This window comes from Pseudomonas cremoricolorata, assembly GCF_000759535.1.
GTDB classification, from domain to species: Bacteria; Pseudomonadota; Gammaproteobacteria; order Pseudomonadales; family Pseudomonadaceae; genus Aquipseudomonas; species Aquipseudomonas cremoricolorata_A.
The window spans coordinates 3,642,562-3,668,582 of the sequence record NZ_CP009455.1 but is presented as its reverse complement, the minus strand read 5'-3'; the positions used below and the strand labels follow the sequence as shown (position 1 = coordinate 3,668,582).

Here is a 26,021-nt window from a genome sequence, read left to right as displayed (position 1 = left end):
TTTGCTGATACAGGTGAATGACATGTCTAGTGCTCCAATCCGCGGCGTCATCGGCTACACCATCACCCCCTTCACCGCCCACGGTGCCCTCGACCTGGAAGCCCTCGGCCGCTCCATCGAGCGCATGATCGACGCCGGCGTTCACGCCATCGCTCCCTTGGGCAGCACCGGCGAAGGCGCCTACCTCAACGACAGCGAATGGGAGCAGGTGGTGCGCTACAGCCTGGCGACCATCGCCGGGCGCGTGCCGACGGTGGTCAGCGTGTCCGACCTGACCACCGCGCGCACCGTGCAGCGTGCACGCTTGGCCGCCGAGTGCGGCGCGACTGCAGTGATGGTGCTGCCGGTGTCGTACTGGAAACTCACCGACGCCGAGATCGTCCAGCACTACAAGGCCATCGGCGCGGCCATCGATATCCCGATCATGCTCTACAACAACCCCGGCACCAGCGGCACCGACCTCTCGGTGGAGGTGATCCTGCGCATTCTGGCCGAGGTCGACAACGTCACCATGGTCAAGGAGAGCACCGGTGACATCCAGCGCATGCACCGCCTGCACACCGCGAGCGCGGGCCGGGTGGCGTTCTACAACGGCTGCAACCCGCTGACCCTCGAAGCGCTGGTGGCTGGCGCCAGCGGCTGGTGCACGGCGGCGCCGAACCTGATTCCGGCGCTCAACCTGGCGCTCTGGCAGGCGGTGCAGGACGGCGCGCTGGAACAGGCGCGCAGCCTGTTCTACCAGCAATACGCGCTGCTCGACTACATCACCCGCCGCGGCCTGCCGAGCACGGTCAAGGCCGGCCTTGCGATGACCGGCCTGGTGGTCGGCGCCCCACGCCTGCCGCTGCAAGTGCTCGAAGCGCCTGAACAGGCGCACTTGCGCAGGCTGCTATCGGCACTCGACGTCGAGTTGCTGGCCGAGGCCAAAGACTGATTGCACCCAGGCGGCGATTGCTCGGCGCGGGGTATTCAGCGATCCTGACCACCCCTCATCCTTGAGCCTTTGCCGTGCCGCAACCCGTTGTCGAAACGCCCTGGCGAGGCGATGCCTGGCTTGCTCCGCACGCGCTGGTGTTCCATGGCGTGTGCGGGCATGCCCGCGCCCACGCCCATCATCCGCATCAGTGGTTAGCCCGTCTGGACGGTCAGCCACTGGTGATGTGGCTCGATGGGCAGCGCGTCGAAGCCGATCAGCTGTTCATTGCCTCGCGCTGCCCGCACGCCTTCGAGCAACCTGAACAGGCCGTGCTGGCGCTGTTCGCCGAACCCCACGCCTACGCTCAAGCCGCCCTGGCTGCAGCCCTTGCGTCAGCGCCACCGAACACGCCCGAGGCCTTGCTCGAGCGCCTGCGGCAGATCCCACCGCCGCCGCTCGACCGGCGCTTGCAACGCGCCCTCGACACCCTGCTCGCCGACCCCGCCGCCGCACCGGCACCGACCACCCTGGCGGCGCTGGCCGGGTTGTCGGCCAGTCAATTGCAGCGCCTGGCCGGCGCGCAACTGGGCATCTCCCTGCAGCGTCTGCTGCTCTGGCAACGCTTGCGCCTGGCGCTACGGGAGGTGCTCGCTGGATGCAGCCTGACCGTCGCCGCCCACGCGGCCGGCTTTGCCGACGGCGCCCACCTGTCGCGCAGCGTGCGCCGCCTGCTGGGCATTCGCGCCGACCTGAGCATGGGCAGCGTGCGCCTGGTCGACTGAGCGCAGCCGAGCGGGCAACGGTGGGCACGGCTGATGGGGCAAACGCTGCCACGGCGCCAGCAACTGTTGCAGATACCCGCGCGGGTAGTTCGGCTGGCTGCCGATGCCCAGGTCATCCTCGGCCAGTGCCTCAGGGTCGGCGGCGAACCAGGTGCCCAGCAGGCGATCCCAAAGAGTGAAGAACAACCCGAAATTGACATCCCCGGCACGGCCATAGCGCAGGTGGTGCCAACGGTGCACCGGCGCCCAGGCCATGACGCTTGCCGGGCCGCACCAGGCGATGTCGGCATTGCTGTGCTGCAGCAGCAATTGAATCGCCACGCTGAAGGCCAGCAGCACGGCCACCTCTTCGCCCATGCCCAGCAGCAACAGCGGCAGCACGCCGCCGCAGGCTTCGAGGGCTTGGTGCAAGGGGTGCTTCATCCAGCCGTTGAAGCCGTACATGCGCTCGACGCTATGGTGCACGGCATGCAAGCGCCACAGCCGCGCCGAGCGGTGGCTGGCCCAGTGCACCAGGGTGATGCCCAGGTCGGCGCAGACCAACGCCAGCAGCAGTTGCAGCGCAAGCGGCCAGTGCGCCGGCCACAGCGCCCAGAGCGTGACGTGCCCGCCCAGCGCCGACAGCCCCAGCAAGAACAGCACGTTGCCGCCTTCGATGGTCAGCGCATGCAAGGTGTCGCGCCAGGTGTCGTGGTGATCCTGATTCCAGCGCGGGCGAAACGGGATGCGCCGCTCCACCCACAGGTTCACGGCCAGGGCGCTCAGCAATACGGCCAGCAGCCACAGGGGATGGGCCTGGTGGGTATCGAGCAGCCAGACGGCCAGGCCGATGCTCAGGCCGAACAGCGACGGGGCGAAGCAGTAACGCAGGAAGGTGTTCATACGGACCTCGCAAGTGATGAAGGTCCAGCATGGGCGGTGGCGACGCGGCCGGCTTGAACCAGCCGCGCAAAGCGCTAACGGCGGTTGAGCAGCTTTGCCAGCACGAAGGTGACCAGCACCGCCAGCAGCACCGCCAGCGCCACGGCCAGGCCAATGCCCCAGGCCTGCAAGGTGCCGTGCAAGGTCAGGTAGAAACCGATCACCCCCACCGCGCCGATGGCATTGCCGCGCACGATGGTCGCCAGTTCATGGCGTCCGCCCTGCACATGGGCGAACACCGCCAAGGGCCAGGCGATCACCGGAATCGGCGCGAGCATGCCGCTGACCACAGGCCCCAGCCAGTGCGCGGTGGTGGTGATCAGCAGCAGCAGCGCGGTGGCGGTGGCCATGCGCATGGGAATCACCCACCGCGGCAAGGGCACGAACGAGGCGTTGCGCCCGGGCAGTTCCGCACGGGTCGCCAGCAGGTTGGCGAGCAGCATCGCCAGGGTCAGCAGCACCGGCAGCAGCAGGCCGCCGAACTGGCTGATGGCCCATCCCGCACAGCCATAGAACAGCAGCGCAGCGCAGCAACCGAGCCATGCCGAAACCTTGCGTGTGAACAGAAAGTAGAACAGATACGTGGCCTGGATCGCCGCCAGCCCCGCCAGCGCCCCCGGCACCGCCTGCCACGCGAATTGCGGCCCCTGCTCGAGGCTGACGAACAGCATCACCACCGCCGAGGTCAGCGGCAACCCGGACAACAGACCGCCCAGCTGCGGCCCCCAGCGCCGCCCGGCGAGGGAGATGGCGAGCATCAGCAAGGGGGTGATCACAAGCTTGAGGTAGAAGACGGTCATGGCGCAGGTAATGATGGCGAAAGGAGCTGCAGCATGCCGCAATCGACCCGCTTTGGGGAATCGACTTGGCCCTTGGCCGCAGCGTGCCGGCTGGGGCATGCTGACCTGCCCTGCCCCAAGGATGCTGACCGTGTCGCTGATCCCTTATCTAGATGAACCTGCCGAGGTGCTGATCGCCGGCGCCAGCCGCGGTATCGGACTGGCGCTGTGCCGCACATTACTGGCCCGTGACGATGTAGCCAGGGTCTGGGCCGTGTCGCGGCGCGCCAGTGAAGAGGCCGCGCTGGCCCAGCTGGCCGCCGCATACGGCGAGCGCCTGCAACGGCTCGACTGCGATGCCCGCGATGAAGAGCAACTGGCCACGCTGGGCAAGACGGTCGCCGGGCACTGCCCGCACCTGCACCTGGTGCTGTGCAGCCTGGGCACCCTGCATCAGGATGGCGCGGTGGCGGAGAAATCCCTGGCGCAACTGGATTTGGCCGGGCTGCACAGCAGCTTTGCCAGCAATGCGTTTGCGCCCATCCTGCTGCTCAAGCACCTGATGCCTTTGCTGCGCGGCCAGCCCAGCACCTTTGCCGCACTGTCGGCACGGGTCGGCTCGATCGGCGACAACCGCCTCGGCGGCTGGTACAGCTACCGCGCCAGCAAGGCCGCGCTGAACCAGTTGCTGCGCAGCGCCAGCATCGAACTGGCCCGGCTGAACCGCCAGTCCACCGTGCTGGCCCTGCACCCCGGCACCACCGATACCGAGTTGTCGCAGCCGTTCCAGGGCAATGTCCCGCCAGGCAAACTGTTCGAGCCCGAGTTCACTGCCCAACGTCTGCTAGCGCTGATCGCCGAGCACGGGCCGACGGACAGTGGCTCGTTTTGGGCGTGGGATGGGCAGCGGATCGAGTGGTGAGCGCGACGACGTCAGACCTGCACCGGGCCCTGTGAGCCCGGTGCAGCGCTGCGGCCTCAGGTACGGAAACGACCGACCATCGTGTTGAGGTCAACGGCCAGGCGCGACAGCTCGGCGCTGGCGGCAGTGGTCTGGTGGGCGCCAGCGGCGCTTTGTACCGACAGGTCATTGATGTTGACCAGGTTGCGGTCCACTTCCCGGGCGACCTGAGCCTGTTCTTCGGCAGCGCTGGCGATCACCAGGTTGCGTTCGTTGATCTGCGACACCGCGCCAGCGATGGTGTCCAGCGCCAGACCGGCGCCACGGGCCATGTTCAACGTTGACTCGGCGCGCTCGGTGCTGGTGCGCATCGACTCCACGGCATGCTCGGTGCCGCCCTGGATGCTGCCGATCATGCGTTCGATGTCGCTGGTCGACTGCTGCGTGCGATGGGCCAGCGCGCGGACTTCATCGGCCACCACGGCAAAGCCACGGCCCGCCTCCCCGGCGCGTGCGGCTTCGATGGCAGCGTTGAGCGCCAGCAGGTTGGTCTGGTCAGCCAGACCGCGGATCACATCGAGCACCTTGCCGATGTCACGCGACTGCCCGGCCAGATCCTCGACCAGCTTGCCGGTCGCCTGCACATCACCGCTCATGCGTTCGATGGCGCTGACCGTCTCCAGCACCAGGTCACGGCCATCACCGGCCGAGCGGCTGGCTTCGGCGGAGGCCTGGGAGGTGCTCACGGCGTTGCGCGCCACCTCTTCCACGGCGCTGGTCATTTCCGTCACAGCGGTAGCGGCCTGCTGGATTTCGGCGTTTTGCTGGGCAAGGCCGCGCGCGCCTTCATCGGTGACGCTGTTGAGCTCTTCTGCGGCAGAGGCCAGTTGCGTGGCCGAGCCGGCGATCTGCTGCAAGGTTTCGCGCAGACGCGCCTGCATGCTGGCCATGGCCTGCAACAGACGTGCGGCTTCGTCGGTGCCATCGGTTTCGATGCGGTGGGTCAGGTCGCCCACGGCGATCTGCTCGGCGGTACGCAGGGCATCTTCCACCGGTTTGACGATGCTGCGGGTCAGCACGAAGGCGAAGATGAAGGTCAGCAGCGTGGCCACGATCAGCAGCGCGATCACTAGGGTGATGGCGCTGTCGTAGCTGTTCTGGGCGGCGTCGTTGCTCTTGCGCGCCTGGTCGGTGTTGAACTGCACCAGCTCGCCCATCACCTGGTTGATCGCTTCGGAGTTCTTCAGCATGTCGCCGTTGAGCAAGGCGCGCAGCTCATCGAGGCGGTTGGCGCTGCTCAGCTCACGCACCCGCGCTTCCAGTTGCCGGTACTCGCCCAGCAACTGCCCGAAGTGATCGAAGATCACCTGCTCATTCTGCGCTTCCACCAGGTTCTGGTAGGTCTGGCGCGCCTTGTCGGTCTGCGCGTTGCGCTCGTCCATGCGCCGCAGGGTCTCGGCCTGGCTTTGCGGGTCACGGTTGGCGAGTAAGGTGTAGGTCAGCGTGCGCAGGCGCAGGTTGGCCGTGGTCAGCTCGTTGAGCGCCTTGATGCTGGGCACCCCGACGGTTTCGATCTTCACCCCGGCCTGACGGATATCACCCATCTGCACCAGGGAAAAGATGCCCAGGGCGAGCATCAGCACACCAATCAGAGAGAAGCCCAGCAGCGCGCGCGGAGCGATGTTCAAACGGCGAATAGACATGGATCAGATATCCGGAAAGGATCGCGATCCATGCGAAAAAGGAAGACATGCCAGCGTATCGGTTGGGGCTGGCAAGTCTTTAGTTACGCGGCGAGAAAATTCCGGGCTTTCTTCGGGGCAAAGAGGGGCCAGCTAGGCTGGCCCAATCCCTACAACACACTCGCCAGAAACTCCCGCAATCGCGGATGCTGCGGGTTGTCCAGCAAACGACGTGCATCACCGGCTTCGACCACCTGGCCCTGGTCCATGAACACGATGTTGTCGGCCACCTCGCGGGCGAAGCCGATCTCGTGGGTGACCACCACCATGGTGATGCCCGAGTGGGCCAACTGCTTCATCACCTGCAACACCTCGCCGACCAGTTCCGGGTCGAGGGCCGAGGTGGGCTCGTCGAACAGCATCACCTCAGGCTGCATCGCCAGGGCACGGGCGATCGCCACGCGCTGCTGCTGACCACCCGACAACTCACGCGGCCAGGCCTGGGCGCGGTGCGCCAGACCCACCTGTTCGAGCAAGGCCATGGCCCGTGCCTGCACCTCGGCGCGCTTTTGCCCGCGAATGCGCAGCGGTGCGTCGACGATGTTCTGCAACACCGTGCGGTGCGGGAACAGGTTGAATTGCTGGAACACCATGCCGATGCGCTGGCGCTGCTCGGCTACGCGCTTTTCCGGCAGCTCATGCAGTGTCTGGTCTTTGCGCTGATAGCCGATCAGCGTATCGCCGACGTGTACGGTGCCGCCGTCGAGTTTCTCCAGGTGGTTGATGCAGCGCAGCAAGGTCGACTTGCCCGAGCCGGACGGCCCGAGGATCACCGTCACCGAACCGGCGGCGATGTCCAGGTCGATACCCTTGAGCACCGGGTTGCCGGAGAACTGCTTGTGGATGCCGCGCAGGCGGATCGCTTCACTCATGCTTCAGACTCCTGACGCGGCACCGCGCGGCCCAACCAGTTGCGCCGGCGCTGACTGTTGCCGCGGCTGAAATGCACCTCGACGAAGTGCTGCAGCACCGACAGCAGCGAGGTCATCAGCAAGTACCAGGCGGTGGCCACCAGCAGTAGCGGAATCACCTCGTAGGTGCGCTGGTAGATGATCTGCGCCGAATACAGCACGTCCTGCAAGGCGATCACCGACACCACGGCGGTGGTCTTGAGTTGCCCAATCACCTCGTTGCCCGCCGGCGGCAGAATGGTGCGCATGGCCTGCGGCAGCACGGTCTGGCGGAAGATCTGCCCAGGCCGATAACCCAGCGCCTTGGCCGCTTCCAGCTGACCGGCGCCCACGCTTTGGATGCCGGCGCGGATGATCTCGGCGGCATACGCCGACTGGTGGATCACCAGGGCCAGCACCGCCGCGCTGAACGGGCTGATCACCTCGTTGGTGGCCGCGCTCCAGACCTCGCCGACGAAGGGCAGGCTCAGCGCCAGGCGCGGGTACAGCGCGGCGATGTTGTACCAGAGAAACAGCTGCACCAGCATCGGTACGGCGCGGAAGAACCAGGTGTAGGCCCAGCTGACGCTGACCAGCACCGGGTTGGACGACAGCCGCATCAGCGCCAGCACGGTACCGCCGGCAAAGCCGAACAGCACCGAGATGGCGGTGAGCTTGATGGTCATCAGCACGCCGTTGAGGATCGATTCCTCGGTGAGGTTGGCAGCCACCACGTCCCACTCGAAACGCGGGTTCTCCAGCATCGAATGCAGCACCAGCGCCAGCAGCAGCAACACCAGCACGGCACTGGCCCAACGCCCCCAGTGGCGGTTGCCGACGATGCGCAGGCCGGCGATGTCGTCGTCGGAGCGTGGCGTCATTTGGCGATTTCTTCGTTGCGGCCCGCCGACTGCACGGCGCCGAAGCCGATGTCCCATTTATCCAGAATCTGCTGGTAGGTGCCGTCCTTGATCAGCGAGTTCAGCGCGGCCTGGATCGGCTCGCCCAGCGGCGACTGCTTGGGCAGGGCGATGGCGACGATGGTGTCCTCGATGGTGATTTCCCCGGCCACGCTCAGCGCCTTGACCTGGCTGGCCTGGTAACGCAGGCCCTCGTAGGGGCCGAAGAACATCGGCACACGGCTGCTGATCACCGCCTGCACGCCGGCTGGGCGGTCAGGGAAAATCGGCACGCTGATGGCCGGCTTGCCGGCGGCCACACAGGCCTCGCTGGCTTGTTGCAGGCGGGTCACCTGGGAGGTGCCGGCGCCGGCGCCGACGGTTTGCCCGCACAGTGCGTCGAGGCTGTTGAACGGCCCCAGGTTGGCGTCGGCGCGGCCGATCAGCGCCAGCTTCGAGGCGTTGTAGTAACCGACGAAATCGACCTGCTCGAGACGCTTCTTGTTGGCGTCGATGTTGGCCAGGGCCGCGTCGTAGCGGCCCGATTTGAGCCCCGGAATGATGTTGTCGAAGCCGCCGGTGTCGCGCATCTGCAGCTTGAGCCCCAGGCGGTCGGCGACGGCACTGATGATGTCGATTTCACGCCCGGCCAGGGTCTTGTTGTCGGCCTGGTAGAAGGTGGTCGGCGGGGTGTTGGGGTTGGTCCCGGCCACCAGGTAGCCGCGTTTCTGGATCGCTTCGGGCAGGCTGGCGTGCAGCGCAGGGTCCGCGGCAGGCTTGGCGCTGGCCGCGAACGGTACGCCGCCTTCGGCAGCGAAGGCGCTGCCAGCGGCGCTGAGGGCGGCGACGGCGCCGATCAAGGTCAGAGGCTTCATGGGTTATTCCTTCTCGCTCGCCAGTGCGGCGACGGCGGCAAAGTTGTCGGTGACCGGCGGCAGGCCGAGGTTTTCACGCAGGGTCGAATACTGGTACTCGTCGCGGAACAGGCCGCGGCGCTGCAACTCAGGGATCACCAGTTCGACGAATAGCTGCAATTGCTCGGGCAGTACTGCCGGCATGATGTTGAAACCATCCGCGCCGCCCTGCTCGAGCCACTGCTGGAAGTCGTCGGCGATGTCTTGGGCGGTGCCGACCACCACGCGGTGCCCGCGCGACCCTGCGGCCACGGCGGCAAGCTGGCGCAAGGTGAGGTTTTCCCGCGCGGCCAGCTCGGTGAGCAGCTTGACCCGGCTCTGGCTGCCCTCGGTAGCCGCGATTTCCGGCACTGGGCCATCCAGCGGATAGGCGCGCATGTCGGTGCCAAAACGGGCCGACAGCTGTTCGATACCGTTGTCGATGTCCACCAGCTCGTTGAGCTGATCCCACACCGCCTGGGCCTGCTCACGGGTGCGGCCGACGATGGGCATCACCCCCGGCAGAATCAGCAGGTGATCGGGATTGCGCCCGGCGTCACGCACGAACTGCTTCTGGCTGCGGTAGAAGGCCTGGCCTTCCTCCAGCGACGCGGCTGCTGTGAACACCACCTCGGCGGTCTGCGCCGCCAGTTGCTGGCCGGCCGGCGAGGAGCCGGCCTCGATGATCACCGGACGGCCTTGCGGCGAGCGGGCGATGTTCAGCGGGCCCTGCACCTGGAAGTGCTTGCCCTTGTGGTTGGCCGGGTGAATCTTGCTTTCGTCGCTGTACTGGCCGCTGTGCTTGTCGCGCACGATGGCGCCCTCTTCCCAGCCATCCCAGAGCTTGAAGGCGACGTCGAGGAACTCGCGGGCCACTTCGTAGCGGTCGGCGTGGGACGGCAGGTCTTCACGGCTGAAGTTGCGCGCGGCATCGGCGGAGAACGAGGTGACCACGTTCCAGGCCATGCGCCCGCCGCTGATGTGGTCGACCGAGCACAGCGCACGGGCCAGGTGGAACGGCTCATCGAAGGTGGTCGAGGCGGTCGCGGCCAGGCCGATGTGACGGGTCTGCACGGCCAGGGCCGAGAGCAAGGTCAGCGGTTCCAGGCGCGACATGGTCGAGGGCAGGCGGTGCACGCTGGTGGCCAGGGCATCACCGACGAAGAACATGTCGAACTTGCCCTGCTCGGCGGTTTTGGCGATCCAGGTGAACCAGTCGATATCGGTCGGTGAGCCTTGCGCACCGTCGGCGCGCCAGCCGCCGACATGGTGCCCCAGCGCCTGCACGAACAGGCCAAGACGCAGTTGACGGGGTGATGTCTGTGACACGGACATAGCGAACGATCCTTATGGGCAACGAATGAGGGAAAGCAGCCGCTGCAACGCCGCATCGTCAGGCAGTTCAAGGTCTGCGGCCAGTGCCACGCGCTGCGCCTGCGGCCAGTCTTGCAGGTTGCGCTGCAGCTTGCCGCGCACGTCGGTGGGCAGCGCGACGGTCTGCATGCGGGTGACGCAGTGGCTGCGCTGGCTGCCATCTGTGAGGGTCAGGGTGAGGCGGTGGAAACGTTTGTCGGGGTCGAGTTCATCGGCCGGGGCGCTGAGGTCGGGCACGCGCTGCACCTTGCTCGCCAGCGCTGCGATCTGCGCATCGACCGGGCCGTCGGTGTAGCGCGGCAACGCCACCTCGCCGTTGCGCAAGGCATCGGCGATCACGTATTCCAGGCTGAAACGCGCCTCCACACCGGTGTGCGCCTGACGAATCGACGGCGCGGTGTCGGCGCCGGGTGGAAAGCTCACCTCGATGGCGGCGATCTGCTCGAGCGCGAAACCCTCGGCGGCGCGCAGCGCGAATGCCGCTTCGATGGCGCTGTGGGTGCCGCCGCAGGTGGGATAACGCTTGAATTCCAGGCCGGGGCTGACGATGCGCCAGGGCGCGCCCCAGTCAGCCAGCAGCGCCTCGGGCTGGGCAACGCCGAAGCCAAGCACCTCGAGCATTTGCTCGAGCACCTGCTGGGGTTGTGCTGCAAAACCACTGGCCGCCAGTTGCACACTGTTGACTGCCTGACGCGCCGCAAGGCCTGCGTGCAGCGCCTTGGCCGCACTGCCGAACTGCGCGCGCAGCCCCGCAGCCTGGGTTGCGGCCAGGCCCAGGGCGATTTGCGTGTGCTGGGCACTCAGTTGCAACAGGTGGCACGCCGCGCCCGTGGCGGCGATCACCCCCAGCGTTGCGGTGCTGTGCAGGCCGGCGGCGTAGTGCCGGGTGCCAATGGCCTTGCCCAGGCGCCCTGCCAACTCGACACCGATCACGTAGGCATCGAGTAAGCGCTCGTGTTGCGCGACCTCGGCAGGGTGCGCCAAAAACGCCAGCAGGGTCGAGAGCACCACCGTGCTCGGGTGGCCGCGGAAGGTGGCGTGATAATCGTCGAAGTCCAGCGCATGGCTCATGTAGCCCAGTTGCAGGGCGTGGTTGTCGACACTGTGCTGCGCCGGATAGACCTGACGCACCGGCGCAAGGCCAGCGTCCTGAAGCAGCCCCAGGTGCACCGGCAACAGGCAGGCAAAGTAGTCCACCAGCCCATCGCGGGCGAGCTGGCGTTCGAGGTCCCGTGGTCGGGTGTTCAATAGCGCGTCGGCCAGCCGCTCGCTCAGGGAATTACTCAAAAGGCACCTTTCACTGCAAGGCTTGACCTAGGTCAATCGATTCGGATGGATTGAGATTTTCCTGTTCTATAAATACTTTCGCCAATAACCAAAGGTTATTGGTTATTCCATATTGGCCTATGGCTATCGCAGAACGCGTCCCTGGGCAGGATCAGCCGCGAAAAGCGGCGTTCAATGCCCGCTACAAAGGGATTGGCTGAGGTGTTTGAAATGCCGCGAACACCCCGGTTCAACCTTTCTGCCCTGCGGCACGGGCCACGGTAGAAACAGGCGCTTGGCGGGACGTACGTGAGAACGTTTGTCAGGAGTGCGTTACAAATAGTTGATAAGACGAATAAAATAGTGCGCCCACGGAAATGGATCCGGGGCTTTTACTCATGGAGTTAGGCGTGAATTTCATCTCAAAATCGCTGGCCGCTGGCCTGTTCGCCATCACCCTGGCAGGCTGCACCGGCACCCCGATGACCACCCCGCACTACGACGCCAGCCAGTACACCGTGCTCGGCCACAGCGAAGCGTCGGCCACCGGCCTGATGCTGTTCAACCTCATCCCGATCCATCAGAACACCCGCTTCGTGCGCGCGCAGAACGCGGCGATCAAGGCCAAGGGCGGTGATGCACTGATCAACACCCAAGTGCAGGAAAAATGGTTCTGGGCCTGGGTCCTGAACGGCTACACCACCACCGTTTCCGGTGACGTGATCAAGCTCAAGACCCCGCCTGCCCCGCTCGCCCCTGCTTCAAACGTGAAGTAAGGCCAGCGCGCCGATCAGCGCTGGCGGCATCACCAGCAGGCCCAGGCGCAGGAAGTCCCAGGCCCCGACATGCTCACCTTCCCGGCGAATGGCTGCCAGCCACAGCAAGGTGGCCAAGGAACCTGTGATGGACAGGTTGGGGCCCAGGTCGACGCCGATCAGCAGCGCCCCGGTGGTCTGCGCGGGCAGGTCACTGAGGTTGCCGATCGAACCTGCCACCAGCCCGGTGGGCAGGTTGTTCATCAGGTTGCCGGCCAACGCCGACAACAGGCCAGCCGCCCAGCTCGCCTGCGCCGGAGAATGCGCCGCCAATTGCTGCAGGCCGTGCGCCAGACGTTCGATGACCCCGGTCTGCGCCACCGCCTCGACCAGCACGAACAAGCCCGCCACCAGCGGCAACACCCCCCACGCCACGTTCTTCAGCACCGGCACCGGCGAGCGCCGTTGGCGCAGGTGAATCAGCCCGGCAGTCAACAGCCCCGCGCAGAAGGTCGGCAGGCCCAGCTCCCAGTGCAGGGCCGAGGCCCCGAGCAGTACCGCTGCGGTGAGCGCGATGCCCAGCGCGCACAAGCGCCCGCCGCTGGACAGCGGTTGCAGCGTCACCTGTAGCGCCAACGGCTGGCGAATCTGCCCGCGCACGGCCCAGCGCAGCATCAGGTAGGTCAGGCCGATGGCGGCCAGCGACGGCAGGCTGAACAGGCGCAGCCAGTCGAGCAGCGCCGGCATGTCGCTGCCGAACACCACCAGGTTGGCCGGATTGGAGATCGGCAGCACGAAGCTTGCGGCATTGGCGATGAAGGCGCAGATGAACAGGTACGGCAGCGGCGGTGCCTTGGCCGCGCGGCAGGCGGCGTAGACCGCCGGTGTCAGCACCACGGCGGTGGCGTCGTTGGAAAGAAACACCGTGACCACGGTGCCGACTAGAAACACCAAGTCGAACAGACGCTGCCCCGAGCCTTTGGCGTGCTGCACCGCATACATCGCCAGCCAGTCGAACAGCCCCTGCTGACGCGACAGCTCAGCCAGCACCATCATCCCCACCAGAAACAAATACACGTCGCGCCCCTCGGCCACCGCTGCCAGCGCGGCGCGCGGCGCGATCAGGCCGATGACGGTCAACAGCACGGCACCGCTCACCGCCCAGATCCATTCCGGCACCCGCCAGGGGCGCAGAATGACCGCGGCGGTGGCGACGGCGGCGATGGTCCAGATGGCGACTGAAGAATCGAATGCAGGCATGGGCGAGGCTCAAGGGAAAGGCCGATGAAAGACAGCGTGGGAGAACAGCGATGCAGGATAACCACTGCGCGTGGCGTCCGTGCGCTTGAGCGTCAGACCTGAGGCTGGCCTGATCGCTCCACAGGTGGCGCGAATTTCATCCTGAAGCAGCGCCTACTCGCAGCCGGAGACCGGACTCAAGCCTGCCCAAACAGGCAAATCAGTGAAATCACCAGCCCGCCAATGGTCATGTGCGCGGCGACCAGGGTCGCCAGAATCAGCGGCACGAGCTTGAGCACCGGCACAACCGGTGCGACTTCAAGCTGATACTCATCGCGGATGGTTTCCGGGTTCAGGCAGGTGAGGGTGAAGTCCCCGGCCTGCGCGCAGTCGAACCTACCCAGCGGCATCGAGCGCTTACCGGCCATATCGGTACGATCGACGGTGAACAGCGCGCGCCCATAGGAGCGGTAGGTGAGCGGCTGAGCGGCGGCGGTGGTGATGGCGAAGCGCGCGGAAAAGTGCGCCACGCCAATCAGCAACTTCATCGGGGGAATCACGACATTCACCGCATACCGCCCCGGCTGCGGCAAGTGAAAGGCGAATGGCTCGGCGCTGGCGGCGAAGCGAATCTTCACGGCGGGAAAGATCATGCGCTTGGCCAGCCCGATACAGCGCACTAGCAGGTAGCCGCCCAGCAGCAGGCTGGCAGGTGCGAGAACAAAGACAACCGGATTCGAGAAGTTCACGCCAAGTCCCTGTAGAAAAAGGCGTTCATCCTACGGTACGAGCGTGCATCCGAACAGTCGCGCTGCTGGTTTGACCAGCCAATTTCACCCTGCAAATCACAGGCAAAGAAAAGCCCGCTGGGGAAGGCGGGCCAAGTGTTTCACGGATGTGGCTCTACCTTGCCAAGGCGCTGGTGAAAAGGGTGTGAAGAGGATGTCGTTAAATCGAAGAAAGGCGAACTGCATCACTACCGTGCAATGCCCGGTCTCAACCTCACACTCGGTAGCACGACGTCACTCGGTCACACGCACACTGTCCAGGTACGTGCGCACCGCCCATAGCGCTTCCTGGCTGAGGAAATCCGCCATCTTCGGCATGTACACCCGGCCATCACGCACCGCGCCGTTGCGCACCCGTTCGACGAACCACTCGTCCCCCGCTTCGCCCTCATCGAGCTGACGCAGGTCGGGCGCGATGCCGCCGGACTTGGCTTCCAGGCCGTGGCAGGCCGCGCAGTTCTGGTTGTAGGCCGAGGCACCGATTTCCACTGCCTTGTCGTGGTCCTTGCCGGTGCGATAAGGGTTTTCTGCGCGCCATTCGCTGCCCAGTGGCGTCAGGCCTTCGGTTTTGACCGCAGTGGGGGTGACATTGCCGTGGGCGAGCACGCTGCCGGCGGTGGTCAGGCCCAGCAGCAGCACGGCACGCTTCAGGGCCTTGGTAAGGGTTGTCATTGTTATTGTCCTCGACGTCTTCGGATAGCCCGCAATAGCCCTCCGGCGAGGGCCTGCCAGCATCCTAGGAAGGTGCTGCGCGCGACCCCATGCTGCCTTGGCGCGCGGCGAATGCTCCCTTGGTCGTAGTGCTTTCGAGGCAGTGCCAAATCATGTCCGAGCCGGGAAAAACTCCCGCAACAATCGGGAAATTTTCCGTATCTCGGCAGCGCCGTGCGTTTCAGGCTATGGCGGCACAACACCACTGGGAACAACAACCATGACAACAACGACGTTACCCACCCTGCTCTCGCCACTGGCCACTGCCCTGCTCTTGGCTGGCCTGACCTTCGGCGCCGCCGCCCAGGCAAAACCGGTGACCTGGGAAGACATCGCCGATGATCACAACACCACGCAGAACGTGCTGCAGTACGGCATGGGCACCAACGCCCAGCGCTGGAGCCCGCTGACCCAGGTCAACGACCAGAACGTGTTCAAGCTGACCCCGGCCTGGTCGTTTTCCTTCGGCGACGAGAAGCAGCGCGGCCAGGAATCCCAGGCCATCATCAACGACGGGGTGATCTACGTCACCGGCTCCTACTCGCGGGTGTTCGCCCTCGACGCCAAGACCGGCAAGCGCCTGTGGACCTACAACCACCGCCTGCCGGACAACATTCGCCCGTGCTGCGACGTGGTCAACCGCGGCGCGGCCATCTACGGTGACAAGATCTTCTTCGGCACCCTCGATGCGCGCGTCGTGGCGCTGAACAAGGACACCGGCAAGGTGGTGTGGAACAAGAAGTTCGGCGATCACAGCGCCGGCTACACCATGACCGGCGCGCCGACCCTGGTCAAAGACCAGAAAACCGGCAAGGTGCTGCTGATTCACGGCAGCTCCGGCGACGAGTTCGGCGTGGTCGGCCAGCTGTATGCACGCGATCCGGACACCGGTGAAGAGGTGTGGATGCGGCCCTTCGTCGAAGGCCACATGGGCCGCCTCAACGGCAAGGACAGCACCCCCACGGGCGATGTCAAGGCGCCGTCCTGGCCGGACGATCCGAGTAGCCCGACCGGCAAGGTCGAGGCCTGGAGCCATGGCGGCGGCGCACCCTGGCAGAGCGCAAGCTTCGATGCCGAAACCAACACCATCATCGTCGGTGCCGGCAACCCTGGGCCATGGAACACCTGGGCGCGCACCTCCAAGGACGGCAACCCCCACGACTTCGACAGCCTGTACACCTCCGGCCAGGTCGGCGTCGACCCAAGCACGGGTGAGGTGAAGTGGTTCTACCAGCACACCCCCAACGATGCCTGGGACTTCTCCGGCAACAACGAACTGGTGCTGTTCGACTACAAGGACAAGGACGGCAAACAGGTCAAGGCCACCGCCCACGCCGACCGCAACGGTTTCTTCTATGTGGTCGACCGCAGCAACGGCAAGCTGCAGAACGCCTTCCCGTTCGCCGACAACATCACCTGGGCCAGCCATATCGACCTCAAGACCGGCCGCCCGGTGGAAAACCCAGGCCAACGCCCGGCCAAGCCTGAACCGGGGCAGAGCAAAGGCAAGCCGGTGGAAGTCTCGCCGCCCTTCCTCGGCGGCAAGAACTGGAACCCCATGGCCTACAGCCAGGACACTGGCCTGTTCTACGTGCCGTCCAACCAGTGGAAAGAGGAATACTGGACCGAAGAGGTCAACTACAAGAAAGGCTCGGCCTACCTGGGCATGGGTTTTCGCATCAAGCGCATGTATGAAGACCACGTCGGTTCGCTGCGGGCGATGGACCCGACCACCGGCAAGATGGTCTGGGAACACAAGGAGCGCCTGCCGCTGTGGGCCGGGGTGCTGGCGACCAAGGGCAACCTGGTGTTCACCGGCACCGGTGATGGCTTCTTCAAGGCCTTCAACGCCAAGACCGGCGAGGAGCTGTGGAAATTCCAGACCGGCAGCGGCATCGTCTCGCCGCCGATCACCTGGGATCAGGACGGCGAGCAGTACATCGGCGTCACCGTCGGCTACGGCGGCGCGGTACCGCTGTGGGGCGGCGACATGGCCGAGCTGACCAAGCCGGTGGCCCAGGGCGGCTCGTTCTGGGTGTTCAAGATCCCGGCCTGGGACACCAAGACCGCGCAACGCTGAGTCCTGTCGCACCTGCGTGCGCCGGCCTGCCCTGGCGGCGTACGCAGGTGCGGTCTGAACCACGCCCTGTTTCGGGAGCCACCATGAACTACTTTCCCCTGGCTCTGGCACTGCTGATCAGCCCCGCCTTCGCCACCGAGAACGCCGAGCAAAACGACGACGCGCCACTGACCGTGAACGGTTGCCTGCTCGCCCCGGAAAGCCACTGCGCCAATGCCAAGCTGCGCGGCGCCGACCTGAGCAACCAGGACTTGCGCAAGATCGATCTCTCAGGCGCGGATCTGCGCCAGGCCAACCTGCGCCACGCCCGCCTCGACCTCGCCAATTTGGAAAACGCCGACTTGCGCGGCGCCAACCTGACCCGCGCCAGCCTGCAACAAAGCAACCTGCGCCTGGCGCAACTGCAAGGCGCGACCTTGCTCGCCGCCCAAGGCTGGGGCCTGTTCGCCCAGGGCGCCAACTTCGCCGACGCCGATTTGTCTGGCGCCTATCTGGAATTTGCCAGGCTGTCGGGCGCCAAGTTTCAGGGCGCGACATTCACCGCGGCGGACCTGGAAATGGCCTGGCTGAGCAAGGCCGACCTGACCGGCGCCATCCTCAGAGATGCCAATCTGCAAGAGGCCAAGTTCGGCGAAAGCAACCTCGAGCGTGCTGATCTGCGCGGAAGCCGTCAGCACTATGCCAACTTCCAGGACAGCAACATGGAAGGTTGCCAAGGCTGCCCGAGCAGTTGGAATTAGGCCGCCGGGCGCAGCAGGCCAGCGGCAATGGCCAGGTGCACCAGCTCGGCCTGGCCGCTGACCTGCAACTTGCTCTTGAGCAAGGTCAGCTGGTTGGACACGGTCTTGCTGCTGATGCACAGGCGTTCGGCGATCACCCGTACTGCGGTGCCCTTGGCCAGCATCACAAGGATTTCCGTTTCCCGCGGGGTCAGCGCCTGTAAACGGCGCTCGCCCGCACTGGGGGCCTGGCAGACCAGGGCACTGGCCAGCGATTGTTCGATGTAGGCATGCCCGCCGAGGATGCGCCGTACCGCATCGATCAGCACCGCCGGCGCCACCTGTTTCGACAGAAAACCACAGGCCCCCGCCGCCAGGGCCTGGCGCACCACGTTCAGCTCGCAATGCTCACTGAGAAACAGCACGCGCAACTGCGGCAGGCGCTGACGCAGGCGCCGGGTGGTTTCCAGGCCGCTGATGCCGGGCAGGTCGAAGTCCATGATCACCAGCGCCGGCACCTGCAACTGCGCCTCGCTCAGCGCCGCTTCGCCGCTGCCTGCGTGCAGCAGCGGCATGTCTGGCAGGGCCTGGCCGAGGGCCGCAGCAAGGCCCAGGCGCAACAGCGGGTGATCATCGACCAGCAGAATGCTCATGGCGCGGCTCCGGTTCCTTCGGCCCCTCATGCTAGGCCTGCGCCGTGGGCGCTCTTCTACTACTTTGGTGCCGGTTGCGGTGTCGATGGTCGCATTCACAAAAGCATTGCCCACAGCTCCTAATAGGCTCATAACACCAGGCGGGATCTACTCAGCCTTCGACCTTGCGCGCCAGCACACTCGAACAACAATAAGGTGCACAGCCATGTACAAAATTCTCATTGCCGACGACCACCCGCTGTTTCGCGAGGCCATTCACAACGTCATTGCCGACGGCTTTCCCGGTAGCGAAGTGATGGAATCGGCCGACCTCGACAGCGCCCTGGAGCTGACCCAGGACCACGACGACCTCGACCTGATTCTGCTCGACCTGAACATGCCCGGCATGCACGGCCTGGGCGGGCTGATGAACCTGCGCAACGAGGCGCCGACCATTCCAGTGGTGATCGTCTCTGCTGAGCAGGACAAGCAAGTGGTGCTGCAAGCCATCACCTATGGCGCGGTCGGCTTCATCACCAAATCGTCGCCACGCACGCAGATGACGGCGGCCATCGAGCAGATCCTCAACGGCAATGTCTACCTGCCCCCGGACATCATCCGCACCCAGCGACCCGGCCAGCGTCGGCAAAGCCCTGAACACCCAAGCTTCGCCCCGGAGCTGCTGCAAGCGCTGACGCGCAAGCAGTTGCTGGTGCTCGAGCGCATGACCAAGGGCGAATCGAACAAACAGATCGCCTACCATCTGGACATCGCAGAGACCACGGTCAAGGCCCATGTTTCGGCGATTTTGCGCAAACTCAATGTGCACAATCGGGTCCAGGCGATTCTCAGCGCAGGCGATATCGACTTCAGTGCCTACCTGCGTCGCTAGGCTCTGTACGAAAAGCCCTGATACTTGGTGATCCTGCGTTGAAAACAGCCTCGGAGTGCTCATTTACAACCAGTAAACTCCGCCTCCTCGGCTGTTTTCGCCTTGTCTCACCGGCGTCTCAGAACTTTTCGTACAGAGCCTAACCCATGTAGGAAAAAACTTCGTCTCGGCCATTGAATCGTTTGCAACGGGTGCAGTAAGCTCGGGACCATTCACTGGAGCGCAGCATGCACACTCACCGCCACTCTCTCAGCCTTGCCCAGCGCCGCGTCCAACGCGCGATGGCAGCCGGCTGCGTGTCGGTCTCCAGCGATTACTTCGGGTATTGGTTTAGCCATTAGGCGCCGCTGATACCCATCGCGGCGTCCACTTTCGAGGGGCCGCCGAACACGAGAATACTCAAACCCCCGGTCGGCCCCCCGACCGGGGGTTTTGCGTTTTCAGGCTTTTGAATTTCCACACACGTTTTCGAGGTTACCGACATGAACTACGCCACCTATTACCGCGCCAGCCCCGCTACCTGGCGATTTAGCCAGTCCCGTTCGGGCCAGTCTGCCGCCTCCGACCGGATCCGCCACGGTGGCACCGTTTCGCCCACACGCTCAACCTGTCGAACACTACGCTAGGGCCGGCGCTGCGCATCACAGCGCAGCGTCCGCCCAAGGAATCATTGCCATGCCCAGCGCCACCCTCGCCCTGCCCCTGAACACCGCCCAGCCACATCCCCAGGCGGCCAACAGCGCCCTCAGCCGGCGTCTGCCCAGTGCCCACCAGCTCAAACAGCAACTGCCCTTGCGCAGTGACCTCGCCGCGCAAGTCAGCCAGCACCGCGAGCAGGTGCGCGCCATTCTCGATGGCCACGACCCGCGCCTGCTGGTGATCGTCGGCCCCTGCTCGCTGCACGACCCGCATGCGGCCCTGGAATACGCCGACCGTCTGCAAGCCCTGGCCGCCGAGGTGGAGGATAGCGTGCTGCTGGTGATGCGCGCCTACGTCGAAAAACCGCGCACCACGGTGGGCTGGAAGGGCCTGGCGTACGATCCGCACCTCGATGGCAGCGACGACATGCACGCAGGTCTCACGCTGTGCCGCGAGCTGATGCTGGGCCTGCTCGAGCGCGGCCTGCCGATTGCTACCGAGCTGCTGCAACCGCTGGCGGCCGGCTACTTCGATGACCTGCTGAGCTGGGCCGCGATTGGCGCGCGCACCACCGAATCGCAGATTCACCGTGAACTGGTCAGCGGCCTGGGCTTGCCGGTGGGCTTCAAGAACGGCACCGATGGTGGCGTGGCCATCGCCTGCGACGCCATGCGCAGCGCCGCTCACCGCCACCGGCATTTCGGCGTCGATGCCCAGGGCCATCCGGCGATCGTGGAAACCCTTGGCAACCCTGACACCCACCTGGTCCTGCGCGGCGGCCACAGCGGCCCGAACTACAGCGCAGCGCACCTGGCCCAGGCGCGCCAGGGCCTGAGCCAGGCGGGCCTGGCCGCGCAGCTGGTGGTCGACTGCAGCCACGCCAACAGTGGCAAGGACCCGGCCCGGCAACCGGCAGTGTTCAACGACGTGCTGCAGCAGCGCCTGGACGGCGACCGCTCGGTGGTCGGCATGATGCTCGAAGGCCACCTGTTCGATGGCTGCCAGAGCCTTGGCAAGGCACCGCTGCAGTACGGCGTATCGATCACCGACGGCTGCCTGGGCTGGAGCGCCACCGAACAACTGCTGCGAGCTGCGGGCTGCAAGCTTCGAGCTGCAAGATAAAAGCCACAACCTGCGTAGCCGACGAAACCCGCTTGAAGCTCAAAGCTTGTGGCTTGCAGCTTCAAGCATGAGGTAGGCTTGGCGTTTCTCAAAAGGAGTAGTTCCCATGGCTAAAGCCACCGCCCGCCACATCCTGGTCAGCAGCGAAGAGAAGTGCAACGAGCTGAAGGCGCAGATCGAAGCCGGCGCCGACTTCGGTGAAGTCGCCAAAGCCAATTCCAGCTGCCCTTCCAGCCGCCAAGGCGGTGACCTGGGCTCGTTCGGTCCAGGCCAGATGGTCAAAGAGTTCGACACCGTGGTGTTCAGCGCGCCGGTCAACACCGTGCAAGGTCCGGTGAAGACCCAGTTCGGCTACCACCTGCTGGAAGTCACCAGCCGTCAGGACTGAACCTGAGTTGGCCCCTCGTCCCGCGCTGGGGTCGGCCTGGCAGCGCTGCAAGGCTCTTCTTGCAGCCTGCCTGCTCGGTTTCACTGCCACAGCGGCCCACGCTGCCGGCAGCCACGCCCTCACCGTCTACGGCGAGGCGCCGCGTTACCCCGAAGATTTCAGCCATTTCGACTACGTCAACCCGGATGCGCCCAAAGGCGGCAGCCTGCGCCGTTCGGCCATCGATCTTGGCCAGTTCGACCATATTCTTCCCTATATCGACAAAGGCACCGGCGTCCGGGCGGTCGACGGCTGGCTGTATGCGCCCCTAGCCACCCGCTCGCAGGATGAGCCGTACACCGTCTACGGACTGATCGCCCGGCGCATCGAGCGTGGTCCTGATGACGCATGGATACGCTTCGACATCGACCCCCGAGCGACCTTCGCCGATGGCCAACCGGTGCGTGCCGAGGATGTGCGCTTCAGCTTCGATACCCTGATGAGCCAAGGCAGCCTCAGCTACCGCGTGCAGTTCGCCGACGTGACCGGGGTCAGCGTCGAAGGCCCGCGCCGGGTGCGCTTCGACCTGCGCCAGCCCCATGGCCGCACCTTGCCGCTGGACCTGGCCAGCCTGCCGGTGCTGCCTGAGCACGACTGGCAAGATCGCGATTTCGCCAGCGGTGCAGGGTTCAGCCAACCGGTGGGCAGTGGCCCGTACCGCATCGGCAAGATCGACAACGGCCGCAGCATCACCTTCGTTCGCAATGACCACTGGTGGGCCAAAGACCTGCCGGTCAATCGCGGGCGCTACAACTTCGATCGCCTGCGCGTGGAGTACTTTTCCGACACCGAAGTCGCCCGCCAGGTGCTCAAGGGCGGGGGTTACGACTACAACCGCGAGTTCTCGGCCACTGCCTACACCTTGGGCTACACCGGTGCGCAGCTCAGCGACGGGCGTCTGCAGCGGGCGCATCTGGGCATGCACAAACCGCAGGACGCCCAAGGCTATGTGTTCAACCTCGACCGCGCGGTATTCCATGACCGTCGCACCCGCCAGGCACTGGCGCTGCTGTGGGATTTCCAGTGGAGCAACCGGCAGATGATGCGCCAGCTGTACATTCGCCAGCAGAGCTTTTTCTCCAACACGCCGTTGGCAGCACGCGAGCTGCCCGATCCCCAGGAGCTGACGCTGCTCGAAGGGCTGCGCGGGCGAGTGCCCAGTGAGGTCTTCGACCAGGTGTTCAGCGCCCCGGTCACTGACGGTAGCGGGCTGATTCGCCCGCAGCAGCTCAAGGCCCTGGCGCTGCTGCAAAGCGCTGGCTGGCGGGTGTCCGGCGACCAGTTGGTGAACGCCGCCGGCGAGCCGCTGAGTTTTACCTTCCTCAATGGCCAGCCCGGGCTGGAGCGGCTGCTGCTGCCGTGGAAGCGCAACCTAGCGCAGATCGGCGTGCAGATGACCATCCGCAATGTCGATTCGGCGCAGTACGTCAACCGACTGATGGCGCGTGACTACGACATGATCGTCACCGGTTACCCGGCCAGCCTGTCGCCGGGTGCCGAGCTGTACAGCTACTTCGGCTCGGCCGCTGCACGCGACCCGGGTTCGAACAACTTCATGGTGCTGCGCGACCCGGCTGTCGATCAGTTGATCGACGGCCTGGTCGGCGCCAGCAGTCAGACCGCAATGCGCCGCTACGCCCACGCGCTCGACCGGGTGCTGCAATGGAACTACTACTGGGTGCCGAACTACTACCCCCCGGGCAGCTCGACGCTGTGGTGGAACCGCTTCGGCCAACCCACGGTGGCGCCGCTGTACGATGAAGGCCTGGACACTTGGTGGGAGATCAGTCCCACGCCTTTAACCGACACGCAGATGGCCGAGCGGCGCAAGGTGAAGCCATGATCGGCTACATCCTGCGCCGCCTGCTGCTGATCGTTCCCACGCTGCTGGCGATCCTGCTACTCAATTTCGTCATCGTCCAGGCCGCACCGGGCGGTCCAGTGGAACAGGCCGTGGCCCGTCTGCAAGGGGTCGGCGGCGGCGCGGCAGGCGCCAGTGCCGATGTGCTGCGTGGCGAGTCGCGCGCCAGCCGCGGTCTCGATCCAAAACTGCTGGAGGACATCAAACGCCAGTACGGCTTCGACAAGAGCGCCTCCGAGCGCCTGTGGCTGATGCTTGGCAGTTATGCCCGCCTGGATTTCGGCCAGAGCTTCTTTCGCGGTGCCAAGGTCACCGACCTGATCCTCGAGAAGCTGCCGGTGACCCTGTCGCTCGGTTTCTGGGCGACGCTGATCACCTACCTGGTGTCGATTCCGCTGGGCATCGCCAAGGCGGTGCGCCACGGCAGTCGCTTCGACAGCTGGAGCAGCCTGCTGATCATCATCGGCTACGCCCTGCCCTCGTTCCTGTTCGCCCTGATGCTGATCGTGCTGTTCGCAGGGGGCACCTCGCTGAACTGGTTTCCGGTGCGCGGGCTGGTTTCGGAAGATTTCGACCAGCTCAGCCTGCTGGGCAAGGTGGCCGATTATTTCTGGCACCTAGTGCTGCCGGTGGGCGCACTGGTGATCGGCGGCTTCGCTACCTTGACGCTGCTGACCAAGAACGCCTTGCTCGATGAAATCGCCCGCCAGTATGTGGTCACGGCACGGGCCAAGGGCCTCAGCGAGCGCCGCGTACTGTACGGCCATGTGCTGCGCAACGCCATGCTGGTGGTGGTGGCCGGCTTGCCACAGGCGCTGGTCACGGTGTTCTTCGCCGGCTCATTGCTGATCGAGGTGATCTTCTCCCTCGACGGGCTCGGACGGCTGAGCTTCGATGCCGCCGTGTCGCGCGACTACCCGGTGGTGTTCGGCACCTTGTTCATTTTCACCCTGGCCGGCTTGCTGATTCGCCTGATCGGTGATGTCGCCTACACCGTGCTGGACCCACGTATCGACTTCGCCGCCAGGGGACACTGATGCTGTCAGCGCTGTCACGCCGCCGCCTGCAACGCTTTCGCCGCAACCGTCGCGGATGGGTGGCGCTATGGCTGTTCGCTGCGCTGTTCGGCCTGAGCCTGGGCGCCGAGCTGATCGCCAACGACAAGCCGCTGCTGCTCAGCTACCAGGGCCAGCTGTACGTGCCGGCGTTCAAGCGCTACAGCGAACAGCAGTTCGGCGGTGAGTTGCCGTTCCAGCCCGACTACCGTAGCCAGTACGTACGTCAGCTGATCGAGCGCCAGGGCGGCTGGATGCTGTTCGCGCCCATCCCGTTCAGCGCCGACACGCCCAACTACGACCTGCAGGTGCCCAGCCCCAGCCCGCCGAGCACGAGCAACTGGCTGGGCACCGACGATCAAGGCCGCGATGTGCTGGCGCGGGTGCTGTATGGAACACGGGTTTCACTGCTGTTCGCCCTGGCGCTGACGGCCGTCAGCGTGGTGATTGGGGTGCTGGCCGGCGCGCTGCAGGGCTACCACGGCGGCTGGGTCGATCTGCTCGGTCAGCGTGTGCTGGAGGTGTGGTCAGGTCTGCCGGTGCTGTATCTGCTGATCATCCTCAGCGGCTTCGTGGAGCCGAACTTCTGGTGGCTGCTGGGGATCATGGCGCTGTTTTCCTGGCTGGGCCTGGTCGATGTGGTGCGCGCCGAGTTTCTCCGTGGGCGCAACCTGGAGTACGTGCAGGCGGCGCGGGCGCTGGGGCTTGGCGACACCCAGGTGATGCTGCGACACATCCTGCCCAATGCGATGAGTGCCACGCTGACATTCATCCCGTTCATTCTCACCGGCGCCATCACCACCCTCACCGCACTGGATTTTCTCGGCTTCGGCATGCCGGCCGGCAGCGCTTCACTAGGCGAGCTGGTGACTCAGGGCAAGCAGCACCTTGAAGCGCCCTGGCTGGGTTTCACCGCGTTCTTCGTGCTGGCCCTGCTGCTGGCGCTGCTGGTGTTCATCGGTGAAGCCCTGCGCGAGGCCTTCGACCCGCGACGCTGAAGCGCACGCCCACGGCCAGAGGGGGGCGTGCAGATTCAGTCTTCCAGCGGCTTGGGCGGTGCAGCCGGTTTGGCCGGCTTGCTCGGCTTGCTGTCTTTTGCGGCGGCCTTGGCCGGCACTGTCGGAGTCGGCTCCGGGGCGGTCACGGCCTTCTCGCTGGCGGGCAGCTCGTCTACCGCGGTCAGTACGGCCTGTGGGTCGAGCGGCGTGCTGTTGTCGTCATCCTTGAGTACATGACGCTCACCGTCGCGGCCGATCAGAATCACCTTGGTGCCTTTGCTGGCGCCGAGCTTGAGCTCGCGGATCAGCGCCATGGTCGCCTGTTGTTCGAGGTTCTTGTCCTCACGCATGCCCATCATGTTGGCAACGCTGTAGAGCACGATGCCACGCTCTTTGAATGCAGCACCGGTGGCGGGGTCTTTGAGGGCCTCGTTCAGGCCGCGCAGGGTCGGGTCGGCTGAACTGGGCGCGATGACCACCAACGGTCGCGCCTTGCCCTGTTCACGGGCCAGCGGTGCGTCGCTGTCGGCGGCGAACGTTGGGCAGGCAACGCAGAGCAAGGTGGCGAGGGTCAGGGACCTGACGAGCATGGGCATCTCCTTGTTGATTCTCGTAACGCCAGACCCGGAAACAGGCCTGGCGCGGCGAGCCTAAACTACCCGCCGCCTGGGCGGGTCAGCTTAACGGTAACTTTCGATTTCAGATGTAACCTACAGCAATCTAGGAATTTTCCGCATCAG

24 protein-coding genes and 2 pseudogenes are annotated in these 26,021 nt (G+C 65.3%); 12 read left to right on the top strand and 14 right to left on the bottom strand.

Going from position 1 to position 26,021, the window contains the following annotated elements; genetic code table 11:
* Window positions 1-22 precede the first annotated feature (22 nt).
* Window positions 23-934 carry a dihydrodipicolinate synthase family protein gene (locus LK03_RS16685; protein ID WP_038413506.1) on the top strand — a complete coding sequence of 304 codons (912 nt, stop codon included), beginning with the start codon at window positions 23-25 and terminating at the stop codon, window positions 932-934.
* 224 nt (window positions 935-1,158) lie between these two features.
* Window positions 1,159-1,596, top strand: a pseudogene (locus tag LK03_RS22565) (AraC family transcriptional regulator); the annotation flags it as partial.
* Here LK03_RS22565 and LK03_RS16675 read toward each other — a convergent pair.
* Together LK03_RS16675 and LK03_RS16670 are read right to left on the bottom strand one after the other, a co-directional pair.
* A complete protein-coding gene (locus LK03_RS16675) occupies window positions 1,552-2,580 on the bottom strand; it encodes a sterol desaturase family protein (protein ID WP_081951623.1) in 1,029 nt (342 codons plus the stop codon). The pseudogene LK03_RS22565 and the gene LK03_RS16675 sit on opposite strands and share 45 nt — an antisense overlap.
* Before the next feature lie 74 nt (window positions 2,581-2,654).
* Window positions 2,655-3,419, bottom strand: a complete 765-nt coding sequence (locus LK03_RS16670) for a hypothetical protein (protein ID WP_038413504.1) — start codon at window positions 3,417-3,419, stop codon at window positions 2,655-2,657.
* A gap of 130 nt (window positions 3,420-3,549) precedes the next feature.
* Between LK03_RS16670 and LK03_RS16665 the strand changes: the two genes are divergently transcribed.
* Complete coding sequence (locus LK03_RS16665) at window positions 3,550-4,320, top strand: SDR family oxidoreductase (RefSeq protein ID WP_038413503.1); 771 nt, start codon at window positions 3,550-3,552, stop codon at window positions 4,318-4,320.
* A gap of 56 nt (window positions 4,321-4,376) precedes the next feature.
* On the opposite strand, the gene LK03_RS22910 is transcribed toward LK03_RS16665, so the two are convergent.
* The 7 genes and pseudogenes from LK03_RS22910 to LK03_RS16635 all read right to left on the bottom strand — a co-directional run bounded on the left by LK03_RS22910 (window position 4,377) and on the right by LK03_RS16635 (window position 11,384).
* Complete coding sequence (locus LK03_RS22910) at window positions 4,377-5,240, bottom strand: methyl-accepting chemotaxis protein (protein ID WP_430962083.1); 864 nt, start codon at window positions 5,238-5,240, stop codon at window positions 4,377-4,379.
* Window positions 5,232-6,002: pseudogene (locus tag LK03_RS22905) on the bottom strand (MCP four helix bundle domain-containing protein); the annotation flags it as partial. The pseudogene LK03_RS22905 and the gene LK03_RS22910, both read right to left, overlap by 9 nt.
* Before the next feature lie 149 nt (window positions 6,003-6,151).
* Entirely contained in the window at window positions 6,152-6,913 is a 762-nt protein-coding gene (locus LK03_RS16655) for an amino acid ABC transporter ATP-binding protein (RefSeq protein WP_038413500.1), read from the bottom strand.
* A complete protein-coding gene (locus LK03_RS16650) occupies window positions 6,910-7,812 on the bottom strand; it encodes an amino acid ABC transporter permease (protein ID WP_038413499.1) in 903 nt (300 codons plus the stop codon). Before LK03_RS16650 ends, LK03_RS16655 begins: the two co-directional genes overlap by 4 nt.
* Window positions 7,809-8,705: an ABC transporter substrate-binding protein gene (locus tag LK03_RS16645; RefSeq protein ID WP_038413498.1), complete on the bottom strand. Its 897-nt coding sequence runs from the start codon at window positions 8,703-8,705 to the stop codon at window positions 7,809-7,811. The genes LK03_RS16650 and LK03_RS16645 overlap by 4 nt, the downstream gene beginning before the upstream one ends.
* Window positions 8,706-8,708: 3 nt before the next feature.
* Window positions 8,709-10,058, bottom strand: a complete 1,350-nt coding sequence (locus tag LK03_RS16640) for an LLM class flavin-dependent oxidoreductase (protein WP_038413496.1) — start codon at window positions 10,056-10,058, stop codon at window positions 8,709-8,711.
* A 12-nt stretch (window positions 10,059-10,070) separates the two neighbouring features.
* The gene (locus LK03_RS16635) at window positions 10,071-11,384 is read right to left on the bottom strand and encodes an MmgE/PrpD family protein (RefSeq protein WP_038413495.1); all 1,314 of its coding nucleotides are present in this window, start codon (window positions 11,382-11,384) and stop codon (window positions 10,071-10,073) included.
* A 377-nt stretch (window positions 11,385-11,761) separates the two neighbouring features.
* Here LK03_RS16635 and LK03_RS16630 point away from each other — a divergent pair, with 377 nt between their 5' ends.
* A complete protein-coding gene (locus tag LK03_RS16630; protein ID WP_081951622.1) occupies window positions 11,762-12,139 on the top strand; it encodes a hypothetical protein in 378 nt (125 codons plus the stop codon).
* On the opposite strand, the gene LK03_RS16625 is transcribed toward LK03_RS16630, so the two are convergent.
* The 3 genes from LK03_RS16625 to pedF form a co-directional block, all read right to left on the bottom strand.
* The gene (locus LK03_RS16625) at window positions 12,125-13,378 is read right to left on the bottom strand and encodes an arsenic transporter (RefSeq protein ID WP_038413494.1); all 1,254 of its coding nucleotides are present in this window, start codon (window positions 13,376-13,378) and stop codon (window positions 12,125-12,127) included. The genes LK03_RS16630 and LK03_RS16625 overlap by 15 nt on opposite strands.
* Before the next feature lie 176 nt (window positions 13,379-13,554).
* The gene (locus LK03_RS16620; protein WP_049870526.1) at window positions 13,555-14,106 is read right to left on the bottom strand and encodes a hypothetical protein; all 552 of its coding nucleotides are present in this window, start codon (window positions 14,104-14,106) and stop codon (window positions 13,555-13,557) included.
* A 273-nt stretch (window positions 14,107-14,379) separates the two neighbouring features.
* Window positions 14,380-14,817 (bottom strand): cytochrome c-550 PedF, encoded by a 438-nt coding sequence (gene pedF, locus LK03_RS16615; RefSeq protein ID WP_038413491.1) that lies wholly within the window; start codon window positions 14,815-14,817, stop codon window positions 14,380-14,382.
* Between the two features lie 259 nt (window positions 14,818-15,076).
* Here pedF and exaA point away from each other — a divergent pair, with 259 nt between their 5' ends.
* Window positions 15,077-16,936 carry a quinoprotein ethanol dehydrogenase gene (gene exaA, locus LK03_RS16610; RefSeq protein ID WP_038413490.1) on the top strand — a complete coding sequence of 620 codons (1,860 nt, stop codon included), beginning with the start codon at window positions 15,077-15,079 and terminating at the stop codon, window positions 16,934-16,936.
* 83 nt (window positions 16,937-17,019) lie between these two features.
* Entirely contained in the window at window positions 17,020-17,676 is a 657-nt protein-coding gene (locus LK03_RS16605; protein ID WP_038413489.1) for a pentapeptide repeat-containing protein, read from the top strand.
* On the opposite strand, the gene LK03_RS16600 is transcribed toward LK03_RS16605, so the two are convergent.
* Entirely contained in the window at window positions 17,673-18,308 is a 636-nt protein-coding gene (locus LK03_RS16600; RefSeq protein ID WP_038413488.1) for a response regulator, read from the bottom strand. The two genes, LK03_RS16605 and LK03_RS16600, sit on opposite strands and share 4 nt — an antisense overlap.
* Window positions 18,309-18,513: 205 nt before the next feature.
* On the opposite strand from LK03_RS16600, the gene LK03_RS16595 reads away from it, so the two are divergent.
* From LK03_RS16595 to LK03_RS16570, 6 genes are all read left to right on the top strand, one after another.
* On the top strand, window positions 18,514-19,179 hold the full coding sequence (locus LK03_RS16595; RefSeq protein ID WP_028694027.1) for a response regulator transcription factor: 666 nt from the start codon (window positions 18,514-18,516) through the stop codon (window positions 19,177-19,179).
* 675 nt (window positions 19,180-19,854) lie between these two features.
* Window positions 19,855-20,940 (top strand): 3-deoxy-7-phosphoheptulonate synthase, encoded by a 1,086-nt coding sequence (locus LK03_RS16590; RefSeq protein WP_038413486.1) that lies wholly within the window; start codon window positions 19,855-19,857, stop codon window positions 20,938-20,940.
* A 106-nt stretch (window positions 20,941-21,046) separates the two neighbouring features.
* Window positions 21,047-21,328 carry a peptidylprolyl isomerase gene (locus tag LK03_RS16585; protein WP_028694025.1) on the top strand — a complete coding sequence of 94 codons (282 nt, stop codon included), beginning with the start codon at window positions 21,047-21,049 and terminating at the stop codon, window positions 21,326-21,328.
* 70 nt (window positions 21,329-21,398) lie between these two features.
* Window positions 21,399-23,210, top strand: a complete 1,812-nt coding sequence (locus tag LK03_RS16580; RefSeq protein ID WP_038414782.1) for an extracellular solute-binding protein — start codon at window positions 21,399-21,401, stop codon at window positions 23,208-23,210.
* Complete coding sequence (locus tag LK03_RS16575) at window positions 23,207-24,265, top strand: microcin C ABC transporter permease YejB (protein ID WP_038413485.1); 1,059 nt, start codon at window positions 23,207-23,209, stop codon at window positions 24,263-24,265. Before LK03_RS16580 ends, LK03_RS16575 begins: the two co-directional genes overlap by 4 nt.
* Complete coding sequence (locus LK03_RS16570) at window positions 24,265-25,281, top strand: ABC transporter permease (RefSeq protein ID WP_038413484.1); 1,017 nt, start codon at window positions 24,265-24,267, stop codon at window positions 25,279-25,281. Before LK03_RS16575 ends, LK03_RS16570 begins: the two co-directional genes overlap by 1 nt.
* A gap of 35 nt (window positions 25,282-25,316) precedes the next feature.
* On the opposite strand, the gene LK03_RS16565 is transcribed toward LK03_RS16570, so the two are convergent.
* A complete protein-coding gene (locus tag LK03_RS16565) occupies window positions 25,317-25,871 on the bottom strand; it encodes a DUF4174 domain-containing protein (protein ID WP_038413482.1) in 555 nt (184 codons plus the stop codon).
* Window positions 25,872-26,021 lie beyond the last annotated feature (150 nt).